The following is a 20313-nucleotide window of genomic DNA, read 5'->3' on the forward strand; positions in this document are numbered from 1 at the left end:
TTAATGAATATTTTTTTTAAAAATGAAGAAAAATAATAAAATAGATAGGTGATGGTATTTTATTATTAATTTAGTGAAAACTAAAAATTAATGCCATATGAGAAAATTTTACCTTTTATTTTTATTCTTTATCTTATTATTTTCATGTAAAAGTGAATCTTTCGTAGAAATAGATGAAAACCCATCAGATTCTCCATCTAATTATAATTTTGGGAATACAGCACAAAAGAATTTTCAGGGTGTCGTTCTTGATACAAGCGGAAATCCGGTTTCCGGAGCAACAGTTACCATTGGAGCTAACACGGCAACAACCAACCTTAAAGGCCTTTTTACCTTGAAGAATGCTTCGGTAAAAGAAAATTTTGCCCATGTAAAAGTAACAAAAGCAGGCTTTGTAAATGCATCACGGGTTTTAGTTCCTACCAACGGAATAAATAGAGTGAATATCATGATGATTCGTGTAACCACAACAGCTACAATTGCCACAGGCTCTATCTCTACCGTTTCATTACCGAACGGAACTAAAGTAAAATTCGATGGAAGTTTTAAAGATGCCAACGGAAATGCCTATTCAGGAAATGTGAGCGTGGGAGTTTTTCACCTGGCACCATCCAACCTATATCTTAATGAATTAATGCCAGGATCTTTCTTGGCAACCAACTCAGCAGGAAATGCCAGAGTGATGGAAACTTTTGGGATGCTCCATGTACAATTAACAGGAAGTTCCGGGCAAAATCTTCAGATTGCAAACGGCCATAACGCAGAAATTACTGTTCCGGTAGATGCTGCACAAACATCCAGCTCACCAGCCACAATACCACTATGGTCCTATAATGAAGACACCGGAATGTGGAAAGAAGAAGGTTCTGCAACAAAGATGGGAAATACCTATGTAGGAACAGTAAGTCATTTTTCCTGGTGGAATTGTGATGCACAGTTTCCACAGGCAACCTTGAAAGTAACAATAAAAAATGCAGCAGGGCAGGTTTTGCCCAATGTTAAGGTAGCTTTAATGAGAATTTCTCAAGCATATGAAACTTACGGGATGACAGATAATGCAGGAATGGTCTATGGAATTGTTCCGGCAGGTGAGGTTCTTAGCTTAAAAGTTTATGATGTTTGTAACAATGTAATTTATGCATCAAACGTAGGTCCGTTTCCAACTGGAGTCATAACGACTATTTCAGATATTGTTGTAAACCCTTCTACATCTACCAACTATACCATTCAGGGAGTTCTGAAAACATGTGCCAATGCCAATGTGAGTGATGGTTATGTAGAATTGAAACCAACAGTAAGTACAAATTATTTCCAGTATATGTCAGTCCCGGTAGATAATAACGGAGGTTTTACATTCAATACTTATTCATGTACACCAAATCCACAGTTTAGATATGAAGGATTTGATAATGTTAATTTATTGAGTACCAATGATGTTACTTTCACGGCTACATCTACGACAGTAAATTTGGGGAATATCATGGCTTGTAATTCTGTGAATGAATTTATAAATTATAAAATTGATAATCAGCCTGTTATTAATTTGTCAGGACCGTTCAATGCGCAATGGACAGGGCTTACTTCTACATCACCTAATCTGCCAGCTAAACAATTAAGAATAATTTCTATAAATCCAATTGGCCCCACTTTCTTTATGACCCAAAACAATATGACGGGAGTCGCAGCAAGCTTTACTTCATATTACGGGTTCGAATTTTCTGGAGGTTCTATTACATCAAATAATGGAAATTTGGTTGTCGATATAACTTCTTTTGGAGCTTTAGGAGACTACATTGATTTTACCGTTAATGGAACATACACCGATAATTCAGGAAATCATACCTTCACAGCAACAGGGCATGTGAAACGGGATTTCTAATCATCGTAGTAAAAATAAAAAGGACCGAAAAGGTCCTTTTTTTATGTAATATATCTATTATTTATTCTCTGTCGAATCGGGCTAGCTTTTTATCTACCCAAACCGTTGCAAAAGGGAAGAATGCAGATAATAAAGCAAAAACAAAATCTTCATCATCCCAATTATAAATTTTTCTTGCCGGAAGGCAGAGCAAAAGATAAAGAGTGAAAAATAATCCGTGTAAACTGCCAATAACGCTGATGAAGATAATAGAATATAAATTTTCATCATATCGTATCCAGATCATCGCAACACCATACAGTAAAAGACATGAAATGGCTTCTGCAAGACAAATCTGTTTAAACCATTTGATAATTTTTTCCTGAGAATATTTTGAGAAAAGTTTTTCGATGAAGTCCATTTCTTGAGTTATGAGGTGAGAGTTAAAAGGTAAGAGTCTTTCTCCGGCTTTTAGTTTTTAGCCTCTCATTTCTGATTTGCAAAATTACTTATAAAAACTGCTACCATCCAAATATTCAAAAACTTCAGGTGGAAGCATAGGTCTTACATTTTTACCATCCCTGACCATATTACGGATTTCTGTAGCTGAAAGTTCTATGACAGGTGCCTTGATGAGAGAGATATTTTCATGCTGTAAATATTCAGAATCTTTTTTCTCTCCTTCAAATACTCTCGGATAAACAATGATATGATGATTTTTGATCAGCGTATCAGAATTTTTCCATTTGTGAAGGCCTTTCAGATTATCTTCTCCCATAATCAGACTGAAAGAATAATCAGGATATTTTTCATGAAGATAAGTAAGGGTATCAATAGTATAACTTGGCTTAGGAAGGGAGAACTCAACATTTGAAGCTCTCATATTGGGGTAATTCTTTACGGCAAGCTGTACCATATCAAGTCTGTTATGGTCATTCAGTAAAGATTTTTTGTCTTTAAACGGATTTTGTGGACTTACCACAAACCAAAGCTCATCCATATCAGAATTTTCCAGAATATAATTGGCCAGAATAAGATGCCCGATATGAATAGGATTAAATGATCCGAAAAATAAACCGATTTTTTTCATTGTTATAAGGAGTTGGGTTGCAGGAATTAGGGCTTAGGGAGTTTGAAGTTTTGTAATTACTGCATTCAGCATTTTTGATATCTCGGATGTTTTTTCGATCAAAATTTGAAAAATTTCAGGATTCAAATAATTTAAATTTCTTGAAATAATCAATTGGGTTTCCAATTCGGCGCTACTACCTCTTGCAATTTTCAAAAACTGAAGATAGTCAATAGTAGATCTTCTGGAATGACCTTCAGCAATATTTGATGGAATTGAAATTGAGGATCTGCGGATCTGGCTTACAAGTCCATACAGTTCTTCTTTTGGGAAATCTGTTGTTACTTGATAGATTTCTGTAACGAGATCTACAGATTTTTGCCAGACGATTAATTCCTTATAATTTCCCATATGCATTACACCTTATTGCTAAATCCTAATCCCTAATTCCTATTCTTACTCTCTGAATTTTACATCTTTGATATTGAGATAATGCGTCACATTGCCTTTCCAGTGATTTTCTTCCAGGGTAAAAGCAAGGTCGAAATTTTTATTTTTAAAATCCTCAACAAACTGTCCCAGTTTGAATCCTACACATTCGATATTTCGTCCCGTAGATTCCTGTCTGATATAAAACTTCAGGTGATTATTATCTTTTCCCATTGTTTTCACATACCCGGAAAGCTTCTGGTCCGTTAATGTAAAGATAGGTTTCATATTATGAGGTCCAAAGGGTGCCAGCTTTCTGTGGAAATTGATAAACTCTCTGTTGATCTCATCAACTTTAATTTCCGTATCAATAGTAATAGATGGTTCTTTTTGATGCTCTTTGATTTTTTCAGAAACAATTCTTTCAAATTTTTCCTTGAAAGCATCAAACTTATCTTTCTCCATCGAAAGTCCGGCGGCAGCATGATGACCTCCGAATTTAAGAAAATATTCAGAACACATATCCAGCGCTTCATGTACATCAAAATCAGAAACAGATCTTGCGGAAGCTACCATTTCCCCATTATTACCATCGGTAAATACAAGGGTTGGTTTGTAATACGTTTCAATAAGTCTGGAGGCTACAATACCAATTACTCCCTTATTCCATTCAGGATGATAAACGATGGTGGTATGTTTGGTCTCTTGCTGGGATTCTATAATCTGATTCAGGGCCGAAAGTGTGGAATTCATATCCAGTTCACGCCTTTCATCGTTAAGGTTCATGATATCATTTACAATCTGATTCGCATGTTTCAGATTGTCGGAAACCATAAGTTCTACGGCTGCTTTACCATGAGAAATTCGTCCTGCAGCATTAATTTTAGGAGCGATTTCAAAAACAATATTGGAAATTTCAAAATGAGAAAGCTTATCCTCAGGGATCAATAATCTTAAACCAAGATTTCTGGTTTTTCTGAGGGTTTTTAATCCCATTTTAGCCAAAACTCTGTTTTCTCCTGTCATGGAAACAATATCTGCGGCAATTGAGATGGCCAAAAGGTCTGTCAGTTCAAATAACTCTGCATCCGGTAATTTATAGATTGTATTTAGTCCCTGGCAAAGTTTAAAACCAACACCACATCCTGAAAGTTCTTTGAAAGGATATCGGCAGTCACTTCTTTTAGGGTCAAGTACAGCGGCTGCATTGGGAATCTCTTCGCCCGGAAGGTGATGGTCACAAATAATAAAATCAATATCCAGATTACTGGCATAGTTGATCATATCAATTGCCTTAATTCCGCAGTCGAGAGCAATGATTAATGAAAAACCATTTTCTTTGGCGAAATCAATTCCTTCCGTGGAAATTCCATATCCTTCAGAATTTCTGTCCGGAATATAATAGTCCAGATATTTTTTCTCAACAATTTTGCTGAGGTATAGGTACATCAAGGCAACTGCTGTGGTTCCGTCCACATCATAGTCACCATATACCAATATTTTTTCACCATTTTCAATTGCAGTGGCAATACGCTCTACAGCTTTTTGCATGTCTGCCATTAAAAACGGATTGTGTATATCGTTAAGATTAGGTTTGAAGAATTCTCTGGCCTTTTGATAATTGTCAATTCCCCTAAGAACGAGGACTTTAGATTCAAAAGTACCAAAACCAAGTGACGAACTTAGTCTGTCCACAACTTCCTCATCGGGTTCAGGCTTGTAAATCCATTTTTGACTCATTTCACAAAAATAAGGAAAAAAAATAGCATTCTGTGAAGAACTGAAACGAAGTTTTGACTTAATAATTGTTAAAAAAAAGCTACCTTCGTGCTCCAAATTTTAAATGACTATGAAAAAAATTACTCTATGCCTTCTTTTAGTGGGGGCTGCGTATTCGATCAACGCACAGAAAATTAACCTCGGAAAAGCTGCCGGAATGGTTTCAAATAGTGCAAAAGCCTTAACATTTACCAACGAAGATGCGATCAAATTATCCAAAGAATCTGTAGATTGGATGGATAAAAATAACCCTGTAGCAGGACCAAAAGATCCATATACTGTGAGACTGAACAAATTGTTTGGAAAACACAAATCTCAGGACGGTCTGAACCTAAACTATAAAGTCTATAAAGTGAAAGATATCAATGCATTTGCCTGTGCAGATGGAAGTGTACGTGTATTCTCTTCATTAATGGATATGATGACTGATAATGAATTACTTGCCGTAATCGGACACGAAATAGGTCACGTAAAAAATCAGGATACCAAAGATGCGATGAAATCAGCTTACCTGAAGGCTGCTGCTTTAGATGCCGCATCATCAGCTTCTTCTGCTGTAGCTACTCTTAATGAAACTCAGGTAGGAAAGATGGCCAATGCATTTTTAGATGCTTCACACAGTAAAAAACAGGAGTCTGAAGCAGATACTTATTCTTATGATTTTATGAAAGCGAATAAATATGATGTAGTAGGAGCTTATACGGCATTCAAAAAGCTAGCTTTACTTTCAGAAGGAAGTACACAAACGAATTTTGAGAAAATGTTCAATTCTCACCCGGATAGTAATAAAAGGGCAGAGGCTGTTAAAAAGAAAGCTGAAAAAGAAGGGTTATGGAAAGATCCGGGAACGGTTTCTTTACCTACAGCAAAATTGACGAAATAATTATTTTATTTATTGTTTAAACAAAAATACCTCAAAGCACAGCTTTGAGGTATTTTTATATAGATTTTAATGTTGTTCGGATTAAGAATACATTTTTTCTCTTAATTCTTTCACCTTTTTATCAGCAAGGTATTCGTCATACGTCATTTCTCTGTCGATGATTCCTGCAGGAGTCAGTTCAATGATTCTGTTACAGACTGTTGAAAGCATTTCGTGGTCATGAGATGCCAGTAAAAGATTCCCTTTGAAGTTGGATAAAGAGTTGTTCAAAGTGGTGATACTTTCAAGGTCTAAGTGGTTGGTTGGTTCATCCAGTAAAAGAACGTTAGCTTTCTGAAGCATCATTCTACTGAACATACATCTCATTTTTTCACCTCCTGAAAGTACTTTACATGATTTTAAAGCCTCGTCACCTGAGAAAAGCATTCTTCCCAAAAATCCTCTTACGAATTCTTCGTGGCGCTCTTCGTCATTTTTTGTAAACTGTCTTAACCAGTCCACTAAACTTAGGTCTTCCTGGAAGAAATTTGTGTTGTCCAAAGGCATGTGAGACTGATTGGTAGTAACTCCCCAAGCAACAGTTCCTTTGTCAGCCTGAACATTTCCAGCTAGAATCTCAAAAAATTCTGTAATTGCTAAAGAGTTTTTAGAAAGTACAGCAACTTTATCTCCTTTTTTAAGGTTTAAATCAATATTAGAGAATAGTAATTCTCCATCTTTTGTTTTCTCAAGACCTTTTACATCTAGAATCTGATCCCCGGCCTCTCTTTCCATTTCGAAAATAATGGCAGGATATCTTCTTGAAGATGGTTTGATGTCGTCAATATTTAATTTGTCGATCATTTTCTTTCTTGCAGTAGCCTGTTTTGCCTTAGCAACGTTAGAACTGAATCTGGCGATGAAATCCTGAAGTTCTTTTTTCTTCTCTTCAGCTTTCTTGTTTGCCTGAGCTCTTTGTCTTGTTGCCAGCTGAGATGCCTGATACCAGAAAGAGTAGTTTCCTGTATAAAGGTTAAGCTTAGAATAATCAAGGTCACCAATGTGTGTACAAACCGTATCTAAGAAGTGACGGTCGTGAGATACAACAATTACCGTGTTTTCATAGTCTGCAAGGAAATCCTCCAACCATGAGATGGTATCAATGTCAAGGTCATTGGTAGGCTCATCCAGAATCAATACATCAGGATTTCCGAAAAGTGCCTGAGCCAAAAGAACCTTTACTTTGTCTTTGTTCTCAAGTTCACCCATCAGCTGCCAGTGCATATCATCAGTGATTCCTACGTTAGAAAGCATCGTCTGAGCATCAGATTCTGCTGTCCATCCTCCCATTTCATCATAAACTACACCTAGTTCACCGGCTTTAATACCGTCTTCGTCAGAGAAATCTTCTTTTGCGTATAACGCATCCATTTCCTCTTTTATCTCAAATAATTTCTTATTACCTCTTAAGACCGCTTCAAGAACAGTAAACTGATCATAAGCAAAGTGATCCTGCTCCAAAACTGACATTCTTTTCCCTGGTTCCAGAGATACGTGTCCTGTTGTAGGATCCTGCTTTCCTGTTAATATTTTCAGGAATGTAGACTTTCCCGCACCGTTTGCTCCGATGATTCCGTAGCAGTTTCCTTTGGTAAACATAATATTTACCTCGTCAAAAAGAATTCTTTTCCCGAATTGTAAAGATAAGTTAGATACTGTTAACATATAGTTTTGTAAATTTGGCGCAAAAATACGAAAAGAATTTGGGTATTTTGTAATATTATAATAGTCAAGTTTTTAAATGTATGGTATTTTTTATATATTTCATTAACGAAATTTTAAAATGATGAAGATTGAGAAAACAGTTAACATATTAAACAAAAGAGCCCGATTTGAGTATGAAATTCTTGAAGAATACGAAGCCGGAATGGTTTTAACGGGTACAGAAATAAAATCTTTACGTTCATCCAAAGCATCTATAACAGAATCGTTCTGTCAGTTTATTGATGGGGAATTGTACATCATCAACATGATGATTGATGAGTATAAATTAGGAACTTTTTACAATCATAAAACAAAAAGGGAACGGAAATTGCTCTTGCACAAAAAAGAATTGCAAAAACTTGAAAAAAAGTTAAAGGATGCTGGGAACACCATAGTACCTTTAAAATTATATATCACTGAAAGAGGGAAAGCGAAGGTGCTGATAGCGCTTGGTAGAGGGAAAAAGCTTTTCGATAAAAGGGAAGCAATAAAAGATAGAGAAAATAAACGGAACCTCGACAGAATATTAAAGAAAAGTTAAAAATCATTTGAAAAACTTTGTATATAAAGAAAAATTATATTTATTTTGCATTATCAATTATTTAATCATTTAATTCTATGAAAAATCTAAAATTAGGAATTTCAGCATTGGCGCTTACTGTTGCCTCTACTGTTTTCGCACAGACTACCAACAATCCGTGGTTAATCGGAGTTGGTGCTCATGCTGAAAACCATGTAGCAGCAAGAGGTAACTTCAGTAATACGTTCTCTGCTAACAATTTGACAAAAAGTATGTTCAATGTGAACAACTTTTCTATTACACCTCCACTATCTAAGTTAACAGTTGCTAGAAACGTTGGTAAAGGTTTAGTAATTGACTGGCAAACTTCTGTTGGAAATGTTGAAAACAAAAGATTCAACATGGGGAAAGAATTTTTCCTAATGACAGGTCTTGGTTTCCAGGCTCACGCTGCAGGTCTTTTATGGAACGAAGAATCTTGGTTTGATCCATATTTAAGAGTTGGTGCTAACTACTTAAGACATGACTATACAGCTCTTACTTTCCCTAGAACATCTGTTGATGCTAACGGTAACGCAATCGAAACTGTTTCAAACGGTAAGGATGGTAATGAAAACGGTAAAGCTAACCACTTTACTGTAGCTACAGGTGCTGGTGCTAACTTCTGGGTAACTAAAAACTTCGGTCTTGGTGTACAAGGAGATTACGTATCAACTCCAGGTGACAAATCTACTGTTGCTAACTTTTGGCAAGCTTCTGCTTCTATCTTATTCAGATTTGGAAACAGAGACAGAGATAAGGATGGTATCCTAGATAAAGATGACCTTTGTCCAGATACTCCAGGTTTACCAGAATTCCAAGGATGTCCTGATACTGACGGTGACGGAGTTCCAGATAAAGACGATCAATGTCCAGAAGTGGCAGGTCCAGTTGAAAACAACGGATGCCCTTGGCCAGATACTGACGGTGATGGTGTAATCGACAAAGATGACGCTTGTCCTACAGTAGCAGGTCCTGCTGAAAACAATGGTTGTCCTTGGCCAGATACAGACGGTGACGGTATCCTAGATAAAGATGATGCTTGTCCTACTGTTCCAGGTCTTCCTGAATACAACGGATGTCCAGCTCCTAAGAAGCCAACTGCTGTTGTAGCTACTGAAGCTCTTAAAGATATCTTATTTGATTTCAACAAAGCTACAATCAGACCTCAGTCTAACGATAAATTAGACAGTGCTGCTAAGATCATCAAAGATGCTCCAGCTGAAAACTTCGTAGTAGTAGGTATGACAGATGCTAAAGGTGCTGCTGCTTACAACTTGAAACTTTCTAAACAAAGAGCTGCTGCTGTAGTAGGTGCTTTAGAAGCTAGAGGTGTAAACCCTGCAACATTGAAATCTATCGGTATCGGTTCTCAGGAAGCTACTGTTCCTGCAACTGCAAGTGATGCTGAAAGACAACAAGACAGAAAAGTTATCGTAAGAGCGATCTCAGGTGCTGAGTGGGATACTTACAAGAAAAATGACTTAACTGTAGCTAAACCAGCTAAAAAAGCTGTTAAGAAAGGTGCTAAAAAAGCTCCGGCTAAAAAAGCTGCTGCTAAAAAGAAAAAATAATTAATTTTTCTAAATAATGAATACCTCCAATTTGATTGGAGGTATTTTTTTTTTGTTGACTTTTGAGTAATTTTGTTGGAAATTTAAAAATTAAAATGGGAAGAGCATTTGAATATAGAAAAGCGTCTAAAATGGCCAGATGGGATAAAATGGCCAAAACATTCTCTAAAATAGGAAAGGATATTGCATTGGCTGTAAAAGCTGGTGGAACAGATCCGGAATCTAATCCTGCGTTGAGAAGATGTATCCAGAATGCGAAAGGGGCAAACATGCCTAAGGATAATGTAGAACGTGCAATTAAGAAAGCTAGCGGTGCTGATGCTGAGAACTATGAAGAAATTACATATGAAGGTTACGGACAAGGTGGTGTTGCTTTTTTTGTAGAATGTACTACAAACAATACAACAAGAACGGTTGCCAACGTAAGAGCTGTTTTTAATAAGTTTGATGGTAACCTTGGGAAAAATGGTGAACTGGCATTTATCTTCGACAGAAAAGGAATTTTCACAATTGATTTGGCTCAGATCAAAATGGATTGGGATGATTTTGAAATGGAAATGATTGATGGCGGTGCTGAAGATGTAGAAAAAGACGAAGAGGAGGTAATGATTACAACTGCTTTTGAAGATTTCGGTTTGCTATCTCACAAGTTAGATGATCTGGGGATTGAAGCAAAAAGTGCAGAACTTCAAAGAATTCCAAACAATACAAAAGAAGTTAATGCAGAACAGTTCAAAGCTAATATGAAAATGCTTGAGCGTTTCGAAGAGGATGACGACGTGCAAAACGTTTACCACAACATGGAAATCACTGAAGAGCTGATGAACTCTTTATAAAAAATAATATAGCATTCATATACAGTTAATTTTCAATTAGTTTCTTTGTACAAAACTATGAAAAGAAACGTTGAATTAGTTGTTATATCGGATGTTCATTTGGGAACTTATGGATGTAAGGCTAAAGAATTGTTGAGATATCTCAATTCCATCCAGCCTAAAACTTTAGTTTTAAACGGTGATATTATTGATATCTGGCAGTTTAAAAAGTCTTACTTCCCTAAACCTCATTTGAAAGTAATCAGAAAGATTCTTTCATTGGCTACCAAGAACACAGATGTCTATTATATTACAGGCAATCACGATGAAATGTTCCGTAAGTTCACAGATTTTGAATTGGGAAAGCTGAAAGTCTGTAATAAGATCTGTCTGAATATTGATCAGAAAAAGACCTGGATATTTCATGGAGATGTTTTCGATGCATCCGTCCAGCATTCAAAATGGATCGCCAAACTTGGCGGAAAAGGGTATGACCTTTTAATTGTTATCAATAATGTTGTAAATTGGTTCTTAGAAAAAATGGGTAAAGAGAAATACTCGTTTTCGAAAAAGATCAAAAACAATGTGAAAAAAGCAGTAAAATATATCGGTGATTTTGAACTGACCGCTTCTGAGCTGGCTATTGACAATCAATATGATTATGTGGTGTGTGGCCATATCCACCAGCCACAGATTCGTGAGGTGGTTAATAAAAAAGGATCCTGCACTTATCTGAATTCAGGTGACTGGATTGAAAATCTCTCCGCTTTAGAATACCATGATAAAGAATGGAAGATTTTTTATTATGATGAGCATAAACATTTACTGAAAGATGATGAAGTAGAAGACATTCCTGAAATGGATAATTCTGCGCTTTTAAAAATTGTAACCAACTTTTCCTAAATGAAGATTTTGTATGCATTCCAGGGTACTGGAAACGGACATGTAGCCAGAGCTCAGGAAATTATTCCTCTTCTCAAAAAATATGCATCTGTTGATACCCTGATCAGTGGACACCAGTCGCAATTAAAGGCTGATTTCGACATTAATTACCAATACAGGGGCATTTCCCTTCTTTATAACAAAACAGGCGGTTTATCCTATCGAAAAACGTTCACGGAAAATAAATTCCTTGAAGCTGCCAAAACAATCAGAGAACTGGAACTCTCCCGATATGATTTAATAATTAATGATTATGAGCCTTTGACAGGTTGGGCTGCCAAGCTGAAAAAGCTCCCGATGATAGAGCTGAGCCATCAGGCTTCCATGAGTTTTGCGGAAACACCCAAGCCAAAGGAAAAGGATTTTCTGGGTGAAATGATTTTAAAATACTACGTTCCCAGTGAAAGGAAAATCGGGTTTCATTTTGAAAACTATCATCCACAGATTAAAAAACCTGTGATCAGAAGAAAAATAAGAAATCTTAATCCTTATAAACAGAGATATTATCTTGTTTACCTTCCCAGTTTTGCAGATGAAAATATCATTAAGGTTTTAAGAAAAATTCCTGTGGAGTGGAAAGTATTTTCAAAATACAGCAAAGTACAGGTAAAAGTAAAAAATGTAGAAGTATTTCCTATAGATGAAAGCCAGTATCTGAAATATTTCGAAGGATGCGAGGGAATATTATGTAACGCAGGTTTTGAATCACCCGCAGAAGCACTGTTTATGGATAAAAAACTATTTGTGATTCCTATCCATAATCAATATGAACAGGAATGTAATGCATGCGCTCTGGACAAAATGGGAATCCCCAATTCCAAGGTTTTAGATCTTCAGGAAATTATGGAGTGGGTAGCTTCTGACCATCATCTAAAAGTGGATTATCCTGATGATATTGAAGATATCCTGCTCAATGAAGTTTTAATTCTTTAAAAATATATCGTCTACATCACTCATTCTCATCATTACGGATCTTGCGTAAGAACAGTGTGGATATACTTTCCAGTTGTTTTCTCTGGCAAATCTGATGGCTTCTTCTACTAAAAATTTTCCCATTCCTCTTCCTTCAAATTCCGGATGTACCAGTACAAAAGAAATAATGAATTTATGGTCTTCAGGGAAAATGGTATAGGTAAGCCTCCCTACTTCTTTTACTTCGTTATTTAAAGTAAGAACTCCGCCGTTTCCGGATTTATTGTTTTCAAATTTCATAATTCTGAACTTTATGGTTAAATATACAAAAATTGAACCGACCTTTGCATAAGCAACAAGCAACAAGCAACAAGCAACAAGCAACAAGCAACAAGCAACAAGCAACAAGCAACAAGCAACAAGCAACAAGCAACAAGCAACAAGCAACAAGCAACAGGGAATGGTCAATTTATAATACTATTAATTCTCGATTGACAATTCACTTGCGCAGCAAAATTCACGATTGCCCGGACTAATTATCTTTCCCCGTATAGTAGTTATAATCCTTAATAATAACGTTAATAAATTGTCTTTCCGTCATTTTAGTGGCGTCAATTTCCAGCTTCAGAATGCTTTTGATTTTATCAGACAGTTTACTGATGATCTGGCGGTCATCAACTTTTAAGGCTTTTGTATAGTTATCTTTGATGATTCTCATATCATTATCACTCAAAGCAATTACCTGTGGGAAAGAAGGAATATAATTTTCATGGATATTCTCCAGGATGGTATGGGAGATATTGATATTGTTTTTTAGAGAAATAACAGCTGTTCCGGAAGCAATGTCACCCAAACGCTGGTTGTTTTTAGAAATGATCATAGAAATAAGCCCTACTATTCCGGCAAATGAAACATCTACAATTCTGAAGACCCAACGGATCATATAATCCGCGAAACTGGCCTGGTAACCGTCAATCTTTACCACTTTGATTTTCATGAGCTTTTTACCGGGAGTCTGCCCTTCCATAAGGCTTTCCAGAACAAGAGGGTAAATATAAATAGGGAAGGTAAGAATGAGATATACCGCTCGTATGGACCAGTCATCAAGGCCATCTAACAAATATCCCAAATCGAAAATATTGAAGAACAAATACAGGATAATCACCACATAAGCAATCCTGATCAGAAGATCAATAATGAAGGCAAGCATCCTTTCTCCTACGCCTGCAATATTAAAATTAATATTTACATTTTGTGAGGTATTTATCGCAATTTGAGACATATTTTTTATTATTTTAGCCTTAACAATTATGAGAGAAGTTTATTTCATTAAACAAAATAAAGAAAAATGGTTGGGAATAGAACAGGTTATTCAAGGGAAAATTAAAAAAAATCCTGATGACCTGTCTTCATTGTATATAAACCTGATCAATGATCTTTCTTTTGCCCAGACTTATTATCCTAAAAGCAATACTACAGTTTATCTGAATCATTTATCTGCCCAGATTTTCCAGAAGATCTATAAAACAAAAAGGGTAGAGGAGAACAGATTCATTTATTTTTTCAAAACTGAGGTCCCATTGCTGATGTATCAGTACCGGAGATATCTGATGTATGCGTTTATTTTTTTCATATTATTTACTTCAATCGGAGTACTTTCTGCCATTTACGACAAAGACTTTGTGAATATTATTTTGGGGGAAGGATATGTGAACGAAACCATTGAAAATATTAAAAATAATAATGCTGTAGGGGTTTATCAGAGCGGAAGTACCTGGGGCAGTACAATCGGGATTATTTTCAATAATATTCAGGTAGGGGCAAAACTCTATATTTACGGAATTGCAGGAGGAGTAGGGACATTATTTGCATTGCTTTCCAACAGTGTGATGCTGGGAGCTTTCCAATACTTTTTCTATGATTATGGAGCATTGAAAGACAGTGCAAGAGGAATATGGCTTCATGGAGTTTTTGAAATTTTTGCAATGGTGGTAGAAGCGATGTGCGGATTGATTCTGGGAGCTTCTATTTTATTTCCGAGAACATTTTCAAGATTTAACTCTTTTAAAAAAGGATTTAAAGATTCATTTAAAATATTTTTAAGTACAGTTCCTTTCACTATTTGTGCGGGGATCATAGAAGGTTATGTCACAAGACATGCACTGAAGATGCCTTTGTTTCTGAACATAATCATTATTTTTGGTTCACTGGCAATTATAGGATTCTACTATTTTGTATATCCGTCTGTTGTCTATAAAAAAACTAATAAGCACATCAATGATACAATTTTATAAAAAAAGAGATTTTGGAACTTTTATCAGTGACAGTTTCAATTTTTTCAAATTATACGGAAAGAATTACTTTAAAAACTATATCCTGATCAATGGCTTACTTTTGATTTTAATGATAACTGTTGTAGTATTTGGGTATAAAGAACTCTTTTCACAGATATTCGGATCTAATCTAGGCGGTGAGAGCTATTATTTTGAACAATATTTTTCAGAAAACTCCGGTATGCTGATTACTGTAGGGCTGCTTACCTTCCTGCTTTTCATGGTTCTGATGATCGTCAATTATCTGTATCCGGTCTTTTACTTAAAAAGAATTGCACAAGGTGCAGAAAAGATAAAAGCTGATGAAATTCTGGGTGACTTTAAGAATAATGCCGGAAGAATTGCGAAGCTGTGTCTGGGAATGATCTTTATTGTTACTCCGATCATATTGTTCGTCGTAGGATTTTCTTACATCCTTATTTTTATTATTATCGGATTGTTCCTGATAATGCTTCTTTATCCTACCATATTTAATTTCACTACATTTCTGATGTATGATTATTTTAATTCGGACAGAGGTTTCTGGGAAAGCCTGAGCTATGCTTTAAGATCACAGTTTTCTTACCCGAATGGCAGTGAAAAATCACCGTACTGGAAATATTGGGGTGCTGCATTTGTAATGTTTATTATTATTTACATTGTAACCTCTATATTCACATTTATTCCGATGATATTCTTTTACGGATCGCTTCTTACGACAACACCGGATGGAAACTTTGAACAAAATCCTTTTACTGGAACGGTCGGAATTTTGTTTTTTGTTTTCTACGGAATTTCAATGCTGCTTTCATTTTTCCTTTCAAATCTGATGTATGTGAATGCAGGATTAATGTATTACGACAGTAGAACAGACCTTCATCAGAAAGTAGAACTTGCAGAAATAGACACGATTGGAATCAATGAATAAAATTCTTTTTTTATTACTGCTTTTTTTCTCTCTTGGGTTGGTTCGCGCTCAGGACGACAATCCTACTGCTGATGATCTGGTAGATTCATTATATACAACCGGGCATTATAGAAATATGCTGCGTGCAGATTCTGTGCTGATGAAATATCCGGTATCAGAGAATGAGGTGTATCCGAAAACATTCAAAGAAAATATTCCATCAAGATATAAAGGAAATGAGTTTGATTATTCAGTATCAAAACCTAGGGAATCTTTCTTTCAAAAGTTGATGCGAAAGCTTAATCAGATTATACAGGGAATTTTTGGTGAAACCACATTAACGAAGTCCGCAGAGTTTACAACAGTTCTTATTCGTCTGTTTGCCATTATTCTTGTAGGTTTTCTGCTTTACTTTATTATTAAATACATCATGGGAAGAGATGGGAATTTTATTTTTGGTAAAAAGAATAAAAAACTGGATCTTAACGTTCAGGAACTCCATGAGAATATCCATGAAATCAATTTCCCTGAAAGTATTGCAAAATTTGAACATGCAGGAGATTACCGTTCAGCAGTCCGTTATCAGTTTCTGTTTATTCTTAAAAAACTGAGTGACAAAAAACTGATCAACTGGAATCCGGAAAAAACCAATAAGGATTATGCCACAGAGATAAAGGCTCCCCATCTGAAAAACGATTTCTCTAATCTGTCTTATATTTTTGATTATGTCTGGTATGGAGAATTCAGTATTGAAGAACAGAGCTACCAGAAATTTAAAAATCAGTATCAGGCATTTAAACCATAACAATAATAACCATGAATAAAACTTTCAAAACATATGCTGCAATTTTCATCATTGTGATGGTTATTCTGGCATTGCTTGAAGTTAACAAAAAAGAAACGACAGACTGGCGCAAGAATTTTGATATCAATGAAAAATCTCCGTTCGGGCTGTTTGTTTTTAATAATGAAGCGAAAGCTCTTTTTAAAAATAACCTGAAAAAAATTGAGCAGGTTCCTTACGAATACTACAGCCAGCATAAAAAACAAGCCCACAATATTGTTGTTATTGAAAACAACCTCGATGGAGAGTCATGGAAAAAGATACTGACTCAGGTGTCTGAAGGCTCAGATGCTTTTTTGATGGTAACCCGTATGCCTAAAGAAATTTCAGACAGCATCGGATATTACGATTCCGAGATCTCTTTTGAAGAAGAAAATGTATTGAAACTGACTGATAAAAAATTTCAGAATGATTTTATTAAGCTGGACAAATTTCCGTCTGGCAGAGGATTTTCATTTATAAAACCTAAAGTGGAAGTTTTAGGAAAAACGGTGGAGAAAAAGAATACAGATCAGGCCAACTTTATTAAAGTAAAGTTTGGAAAAGGAACTATTTATGCTCACTCTGAACCTCTTTTTCTGACTAATTATTATCTTCTGAAACCTGGGAATACGAAATATGCACAGGATGTATTTTCCTATCTTCAGGATAGAGAAACTCTTTGGTTTGTATCCAACAAAAGTTCAACATCACGTTTCTTTATGAGATTTGTATTGTCAAATCCGGCTTTAAAATATGCCTGGTGGGTGTTTTTAGGAGGACTTGTCTTGTTTATTTTCTTTAATGCAAAAAGAAAACAGAGAATAGTACCTGTCACAGAGCCATTAAGAAATACTTCCCTGGATTTTGTGAAAAGTATTGGAAATCTGTATCTTCAGGAAGGTGATTTTCATGATATGATGGCAAAGAAAGCTCAGTATTTTCTGAACAAAGTGAGAATGGATTTGTTGATAGACACCCAGAATATAGATGAAGAATTTGCCAAAAAACTGCATCTGAAAACCGGAAAAACCATGGAGATGATCAATGAAGCTATACTGCTTATCAAAAAAGCGCAAGATCCTTACGCCAGTGTAATGAAAGAAGACCTTACAAGGATTAATAAACTCCTTGATGAAATACTTAAATAATATAATAATTAGATAATAATATAACGATGCAGCGAATGATAATGACAATCATGAGTATTCCCAGGAAGGGGCGTAATTAGCGCATTGATAATCGTTAGATCGGTAAATAAATTTTATTATGGAAAACTTTGATAACCCCAATATAGAAAACCAAAGCTCTATCAATCTTAATAAACAGGAAGAGCAGTTTCAGTCGAGAATTGATATGATTGAACTTCGTGCAAGCCTGGAGAAAGTAAAATCTGAGATCGGGAAAGTGATTGTAGGACAGGAGAAGATGATTGAGCATCTTTTAGCGGCATTGCTTTCAAACGGACACGTCCTTATTGAAGGTGTTCCGGGAGTCGCCAAAACGATCACCGCAAAATTACTGGCCAAAACAATTGATGTAGGTTTCAGCAGAATTCAGTTTACACCGGATCTGATGCCTTCCGATATTCTGGGAACATCCGTATTTAATGTGAAAAACTCAGAGTTTGAATTTAAGAAAGGACCTATTTTTTCCAACTTCATCTTGATTGATGAGATCAACAGATCGCCTGCAAAAACACAGTCAGCATTATTTGAAGTAATGGAAGAAAGGCAGATCACCATGGATGGTACCCGCTATATTCTGGAAGAACCTTTCCTGGTTATAGCGACTCAAAACCCTATTGAGCATGAAGGAACATACAGACTTCCGGAAGCTCAGTTAGACCGTTTTTTATTCAAAATCAATGTAGGATATCCTAATCTTGAGCAGGAAATTGCCATCATTAAAAATCAGCACGAAAGTAAAAAAGAAGATAAGACAGAAGGCGTAAACCGCGTTATCACAGCTGAACAGTTGAAAAACTACCAGAATCTGGTAAAAGAAATCATTGTGGAAAATCAGCTGATGGAATATATTGCTAAGATTATCATCAACACAAGAGAAAACCAATTCTTATATCTGGGTGCTTCTCCGAGAGCTTCACTGGCGCTTCTTACGGCATCGAAAGCCTTTGCTGCTATAAAAGGAAGAGACTTTGTAACGCCTGAAGATATTAAAGAAGCAAGCTACGCTGTTTTAAGACACAGAGTCATTGTATCTCCGGAAAGAGAAATGGAAGGGCTTACTGCCGATGAAATTATCCGCCAGATTTTGGAAGGAATAGAAATTCCAAGATAGGTAGTAGAGAGAAGTTGATGGGCAAACTGCCTAATCCCTTTATCCTAAATCCTAATCCCTAACCAATGAAAAACTTATACATCAATACACGTTTCTTTTTTACACTCATCGGAGTGGGAATACTGTATGTTCTGGCATTTTTCTTTCCGGTGCTGATGTGGGCAGCCCATATCGTACTGTTGATCTGTTTTCTGGCAGCAATGGTAGATTTTCTGTTGCTTTTTAATCAAAAGAATGCATTGCAGGCTCAAAGGATTCTGCCGGAAAAGCTGTCCAACGGAGATGAGAATTTTGTGAAAATTGATATTAAAAATAATTACAGCTTTACCATAAGCACCAAGATTATTGATGAAATTCCGTTCCAGTTTCAGAAAAGAGATTTTTTGATTGAAAAACAAATTGCTTCCGGAGCAAATACATTCTTTCAATACTCACTGGAGCCCAAGGAAAGGGGAGAATATAATTTTGGAGGCTTAAATATCTATGCATCTTCCCCATTAGGACTGATCTCAAAAAGATTCATTTTCCAGAAAGATGCGATGCTGCCTGCTTATCCGTCTTTTATTCATCTCAGAAAATATGAACTCATGGCGATTCAAAGTGAGTTTTTATTGGGTGGAATCAAAAAAGTCAGAAAGCTGGGACACACTATGGAATTTGAGCAGATCAAGGAATATGTACCCGGAGATGATATCAGAACAATCAACTGGAAAGCAACCTCTAAAACAAATCGTTTAATGGTCAACCAGTTTCAGGATGAAAAATCGCAGCGTATTTTTATGTTGATTGATAAAGGAAGAACCATGAAAATGCCTTTCAACGGATTAAGCTTACTGGATTATTCTATCAATGCCACGATGGCCTTATCTCATATTATTTTAAGAAAAGGTGACAGAGCCGGTATGATGACTTTCTCTAAAAAAGCTGAAAATAAAATTGCCGCTGATAATAAATCCGGACAACTGAAAAAAATCTCCGAAGCTCTTTATAATATTAAAACAGATTTCTTTGAAAGTGATTTCAACCGTTTGTATCAGGATGTAAAATATTCTATCAATCAAAGAAGCTTAATTCTGCTTTTTACCAATTTTGAAACGTTGGACGGACTGAACCGACAATTGAAATATCTTCGGGGAATTGCTAAAAACCATTTGCTGGTAGTTGTATTTTTCAAAAACTCAGAACTGCAGACGCTGATCAACAAAAATCCTGAAAATATGCAGGAAATTTATGATGAGATCATTGCTGAAAAATTCGAATTTGAAAAGAAACTGATCATTCAGGAACTCCGCAAATATGGAATTTATACTGTATATACACTTCCGGAAAATTTGAATATTGATGTTATCAATAAATATCTGGAGATAAAAGCGAGAGGAATTTTATAACTTTGTAGAAGCAATAAGC

The 20313-nt window shown here is 35.8% G+C and carries 20 protein-coding genes; 13 read left to right on the forward strand and 7 right to left on the reverse strand.

Going from position 1 to position 20313, the window contains the following annotated elements; genetic code table 11:
- The first annotated feature begins 97 nt into the window (after nucleotides 1-97).
- On the forward strand, nucleotides 98-1879 hold the full coding sequence (locus ACWPWS_RS24185; protein ID WP_454048169.1) for a carboxypeptidase-like regulatory domain-containing protein: 1782 nt from the start codon (nucleotides 98-100) through the stop codon (nucleotides 1877-1879).
- Between the two features lie 61 nt (nucleotides 1880-1940).
- Here ACWPWS_RS24185 and ACWPWS_RS24190 read toward each other — a convergent pair whose 3' ends face one another.
- From ACWPWS_RS24190 to recJ, 4 genes are all read right to left on the reverse strand, one after another.
- Entirely contained in the window at nucleotides 1941-2279 is a 339-nt protein-coding gene (locus ACWPWS_RS24190; RefSeq protein WP_079240268.1) for a DUF3817 domain-containing protein, read from the reverse strand.
- Between the two features lie 84 nt (nucleotides 2280-2363).
- The gene (gene nadD, locus ACWPWS_RS24195) at nucleotides 2364-2948 is read right to left on the reverse strand and encodes a nicotinate (nicotinamide) nucleotide adenylyltransferase (protein WP_105683364.1); all 585 of its coding nucleotides are present in this window, start codon (nucleotides 2946-2948) and stop codon (nucleotides 2364-2366) included.
- A 33-nt stretch (nucleotides 2949-2981) separates the two neighbouring features.
- Nucleotides 2982-3338, reverse strand: a complete 357-nt coding sequence (locus ACWPWS_RS24200) for a four helix bundle protein (RefSeq protein ID WP_454048170.1) — start codon at nucleotides 3336-3338, stop codon at nucleotides 2982-2984.
- A gap of 45 nt (nucleotides 3339-3383) precedes the next feature.
- The gene (gene recJ, locus ACWPWS_RS24205) at nucleotides 3384-5096 is read right to left on the reverse strand and encodes a single-stranded-DNA-specific exonuclease RecJ (protein ID WP_209786142.1); all 1713 of its coding nucleotides are present in this window, start codon (nucleotides 5094-5096) and stop codon (nucleotides 3384-3386) included.
- Between the two features lie 109 nt (nucleotides 5097-5205).
- Here recJ and ACWPWS_RS24210 point away from each other — a divergent pair, with 109 nt between their 5' ends.
- A complete protein-coding gene (locus tag ACWPWS_RS24210) occupies nucleotides 5206-6018 on the forward strand; it encodes a M48 family metalloprotease (protein ID WP_454048171.1) in 813 nt (270 codons plus the stop codon).
- An 81-nt stretch (nucleotides 6019-6099) separates the two neighbouring features.
- Here ACWPWS_RS24210 and ACWPWS_RS24215 read toward each other — a convergent pair whose 3' ends face one another.
- Nucleotides 6100-7722, reverse strand: coding sequence for an ABC-F family ATP-binding cassette domain-containing protein (locus ACWPWS_RS24215; protein ID WP_209786140.1), 1623 nt, complete (start codon nucleotides 7720-7722; stop codon nucleotides 6100-6102).
- A gap of 121 nt (nucleotides 7723-7843) precedes the next feature.
- Here ACWPWS_RS24215 and smpB point away from each other — a divergent pair, with 121 nt between their 5' ends.
- From smpB to ACWPWS_RS24240, 5 genes are all read left to right on the forward strand, one after another.
- Nucleotides 7844-8302 (forward strand): SsrA-binding protein SmpB, encoded by a 459-nt coding sequence (smpB, locus tag ACWPWS_RS24220; RefSeq protein WP_105683426.1) that lies wholly within the window; start codon nucleotides 7844-7846, stop codon nucleotides 8300-8302.
- 77 nt (nucleotides 8303-8379) lie between these two features.
- Nucleotides 8380-9894, forward strand: a complete 1515-nt coding sequence (locus ACWPWS_RS24225; protein WP_454048172.1) for an OmpA family protein — start codon at nucleotides 8380-8382, stop codon at nucleotides 9892-9894.
- A gap of 95 nt (nucleotides 9895-9989) precedes the next feature.
- The gene (locus ACWPWS_RS24230) at nucleotides 9990-10730 is read left to right on the forward strand and encodes a YebC/PmpR family DNA-binding transcriptional regulator (protein WP_105683368.1); all 741 of its coding nucleotides are present in this window, start codon (nucleotides 9990-9992) and stop codon (nucleotides 10728-10730) included.
- A gap of 57 nt (nucleotides 10731-10787) precedes the next feature.
- A complete protein-coding gene (locus ACWPWS_RS24235; RefSeq protein WP_454048173.1) occupies nucleotides 10788-11612 on the forward strand; it encodes a UDP-2,3-diacylglucosamine diphosphatase in 825 nt (274 codons plus the stop codon).
- Nucleotides 11613-12584 carry a glycosyltransferase family protein gene (locus tag ACWPWS_RS24240; protein ID WP_454048174.1) on the forward strand — a complete coding sequence of 324 codons (972 nt, stop codon included), beginning with the start codon at nucleotides 11613-11615 and terminating at the stop codon, nucleotides 12582-12584. It begins immediately after the preceding gene.
- On the opposite strand, the gene ACWPWS_RS24245 is transcribed toward ACWPWS_RS24240, so the two are convergent.
- Together ACWPWS_RS24245 and ACWPWS_RS24250 are read right to left on the reverse strand one after the other, a co-directional pair.
- Nucleotides 12573-12863, reverse strand: coding sequence for a GNAT family N-acetyltransferase (locus tag ACWPWS_RS24245; protein ID WP_454048175.1), 291 nt, complete (start codon nucleotides 12861-12863; stop codon nucleotides 12573-12575). The genes ACWPWS_RS24240 and ACWPWS_RS24245 overlap by 12 nt on opposite strands.
- A gap of 232 nt (nucleotides 12864-13095) precedes the next feature.
- Nucleotides 13096-13845: an RDD family protein gene (locus ACWPWS_RS24250; protein ID WP_454048176.1), complete on the reverse strand. Its 750-nt coding sequence runs from the start codon at nucleotides 13843-13845 to the stop codon at nucleotides 13096-13098.
- A gap of 28 nt (nucleotides 13846-13873) precedes the next feature.
- Here ACWPWS_RS24250 and ACWPWS_RS24255 point away from each other — a divergent pair, with 28 nt between their 5' ends.
- From ACWPWS_RS24255 to ACWPWS_RS24280, 6 genes are all read left to right on the forward strand, one after another.
- Complete coding sequence (locus tag ACWPWS_RS24255) at nucleotides 13874-14857, forward strand: stage II sporulation protein M (RefSeq protein WP_454048177.1); 984 nt, start codon at nucleotides 13874-13876, stop codon at nucleotides 14855-14857.
- Complete coding sequence (locus tag ACWPWS_RS24260) at nucleotides 14841-15803, forward strand: DUF4013 domain-containing protein (RefSeq protein WP_309511638.1); 963 nt, start codon at nucleotides 14841-14843, stop codon at nucleotides 15801-15803. The genes ACWPWS_RS24255 and ACWPWS_RS24260 overlap by 17 nt, the downstream gene beginning before the upstream one ends.
- Entirely contained in the window at nucleotides 15796-16587 is a 792-nt protein-coding gene (locus tag ACWPWS_RS24265) for a DUF4129 domain-containing protein (protein ID WP_454048178.1), read from the forward strand. The genes ACWPWS_RS24260 and ACWPWS_RS24265 overlap by 8 nt, the downstream gene beginning before the upstream one ends.
- Before the next feature lie 11 nt (nucleotides 16588-16598).
- Complete coding sequence (locus ACWPWS_RS24270) at nucleotides 16599-17756, forward strand: hypothetical protein (protein ID WP_454048179.1); 1158 nt, start codon at nucleotides 16599-16601, stop codon at nucleotides 17754-17756.
- A gap of 118 nt (nucleotides 17757-17874) precedes the next feature.
- Complete coding sequence (locus tag ACWPWS_RS24275) at nucleotides 17875-18906, forward strand: AAA family ATPase (protein WP_454048180.1); 1032 nt, start codon at nucleotides 17875-17877, stop codon at nucleotides 18904-18906.
- A 65-nt stretch (nucleotides 18907-18971) separates the two neighbouring features.
- Complete coding sequence (locus tag ACWPWS_RS24280; RefSeq protein ID WP_454048181.1) at nucleotides 18972-20294, forward strand: DUF58 domain-containing protein; 1323 nt, start codon at nucleotides 18972-18974, stop codon at nucleotides 20292-20294.
- The last annotated feature ends 19 nt before the right edge of the window (nucleotides 20295-20313 follow it).

The sequence above is a fragment of the Chryseobacterium sp. Marseille-Q8038 genome, assembly GCF_965111995.1.

Bases quoted from the DNA above. Each gene is read 5' to 3' on its own strand.
- ACWPWS_RS24230 (WP_105683368.1), top strand. From the start codon at position 9,990: ATGGGAAGAGCATTTGAATATAGAAAAGCGTCTAAAATGGCCAGATGG.
- ACWPWS_RS24255 (WP_454048177.1), top strand. From the start codon at position 13,874: ATGAGAGAAGTTTATTTCATTAAACAAAATAAAGAAAAATGGTTGGGA.
- ACWPWS_RS24270 (WP_454048179.1), top strand. From the start codon at position 16,599: ATGAATAAAACTTTCAAAACATATGCTGCAATTTTCATCATTGTGATG.
- ACWPWS_RS24215 (WP_209786140.1), bottom strand. From the start codon at position 7,722: ATGTTAACAGTATCTAACTTATCTTTACAATTCGGGAAAAGAATTCTT.
- ACWPWS_RS24185 (WP_454048169.1), top strand. From the start codon at position 98: ATGAGAAAATTTTACCTTTTATTTTTATTCTTTATCTTATTATTTTCA.
- nadD (WP_105683364.1), bottom strand. From the start codon at position 2,948: ATGAAAAAAATCGGTTTATTTTTCGGATCATTTAATCCTATTCATATC.
- ACWPWS_RS24235 (WP_454048173.1), top strand. From the start codon at position 10,788: ATGAAAAGAAACGTTGAATTAGTTGTTATATCGGATGTTCATTTGGGA.
- ACWPWS_RS24265 (WP_454048178.1), top strand. From the start codon at position 15,796: ATGAATAAAATTCTTTTTTTATTACTGCTTTTTTTCTCTCTTGGGTTG.
- recJ (WP_209786142.1), bottom strand. From the start codon at position 5,096: ATGAGTCAAAAATGGATTTACAAGCCTGAACCCGATGAGGAAGTTGTG.
- smpB (WP_105683426.1), top strand. From the start codon at position 7,844: ATGAAGATTGAGAAAACAGTTAACATATTAAACAAAAGAGCCCGATTT.
- ACWPWS_RS24200 (WP_454048170.1), bottom strand. From the start codon at position 3,338: ATGGGAAATTATAAGGAATTAATCGTCTGGCAAAAATCTGTAGATCTC.
- ACWPWS_RS24275 (WP_454048180.1), top strand. From the start codon at position 17,875: ATGGAAAACTTTGATAACCCCAATATAGAAAACCAAAGCTCTATCAAT.
- ACWPWS_RS24280 (WP_454048181.1), top strand. From the start codon at position 18,972: ATGAAAAACTTATACATCAATACACGTTTCTTTTTTACACTCATCGGA.
- ACWPWS_RS24190 (WP_079240268.1), bottom strand. From the start codon at position 2,279: ATGGACTTCATCGAAAAACTTTTCTCAAAATATTCTCAGGAAAAAATT.
- ACWPWS_RS24240 (WP_454048174.1), top strand. From the start codon at position 11,613: ATGAAGATTTTGTATGCATTCCAGGGTACTGGAAACGGACATGTAGCC.
- ACWPWS_RS24210 (WP_454048171.1), top strand. From the start codon at position 5,206: ATGAAAAAAATTACTCTATGCCTTCTTTTAGTGGGGGCTGCGTATTCG.
- ACWPWS_RS24225 (WP_454048172.1), top strand. From the start codon at position 8,380: ATGAAAAATCTAAAATTAGGAATTTCAGCATTGGCGCTTACTGTTGCC.
- ACWPWS_RS24260 (WP_309511638.1), top strand. From the start codon at position 14,841: ATGATACAATTTTATAAAAAAAGAGATTTTGGAACTTTTATCAGTGAC.
- ACWPWS_RS24250 (WP_454048176.1), bottom strand. From the start codon at position 13,845: ATGTCTCAAATTGCGATAAATACCTCACAAAATGTAAATATTAATTTT.
- ACWPWS_RS24245 (WP_454048175.1), bottom strand. From the start codon at position 12,863: ATGAAATTTGAAAACAATAAATCCGGAAACGGCGGAGTTCTTACTTTA.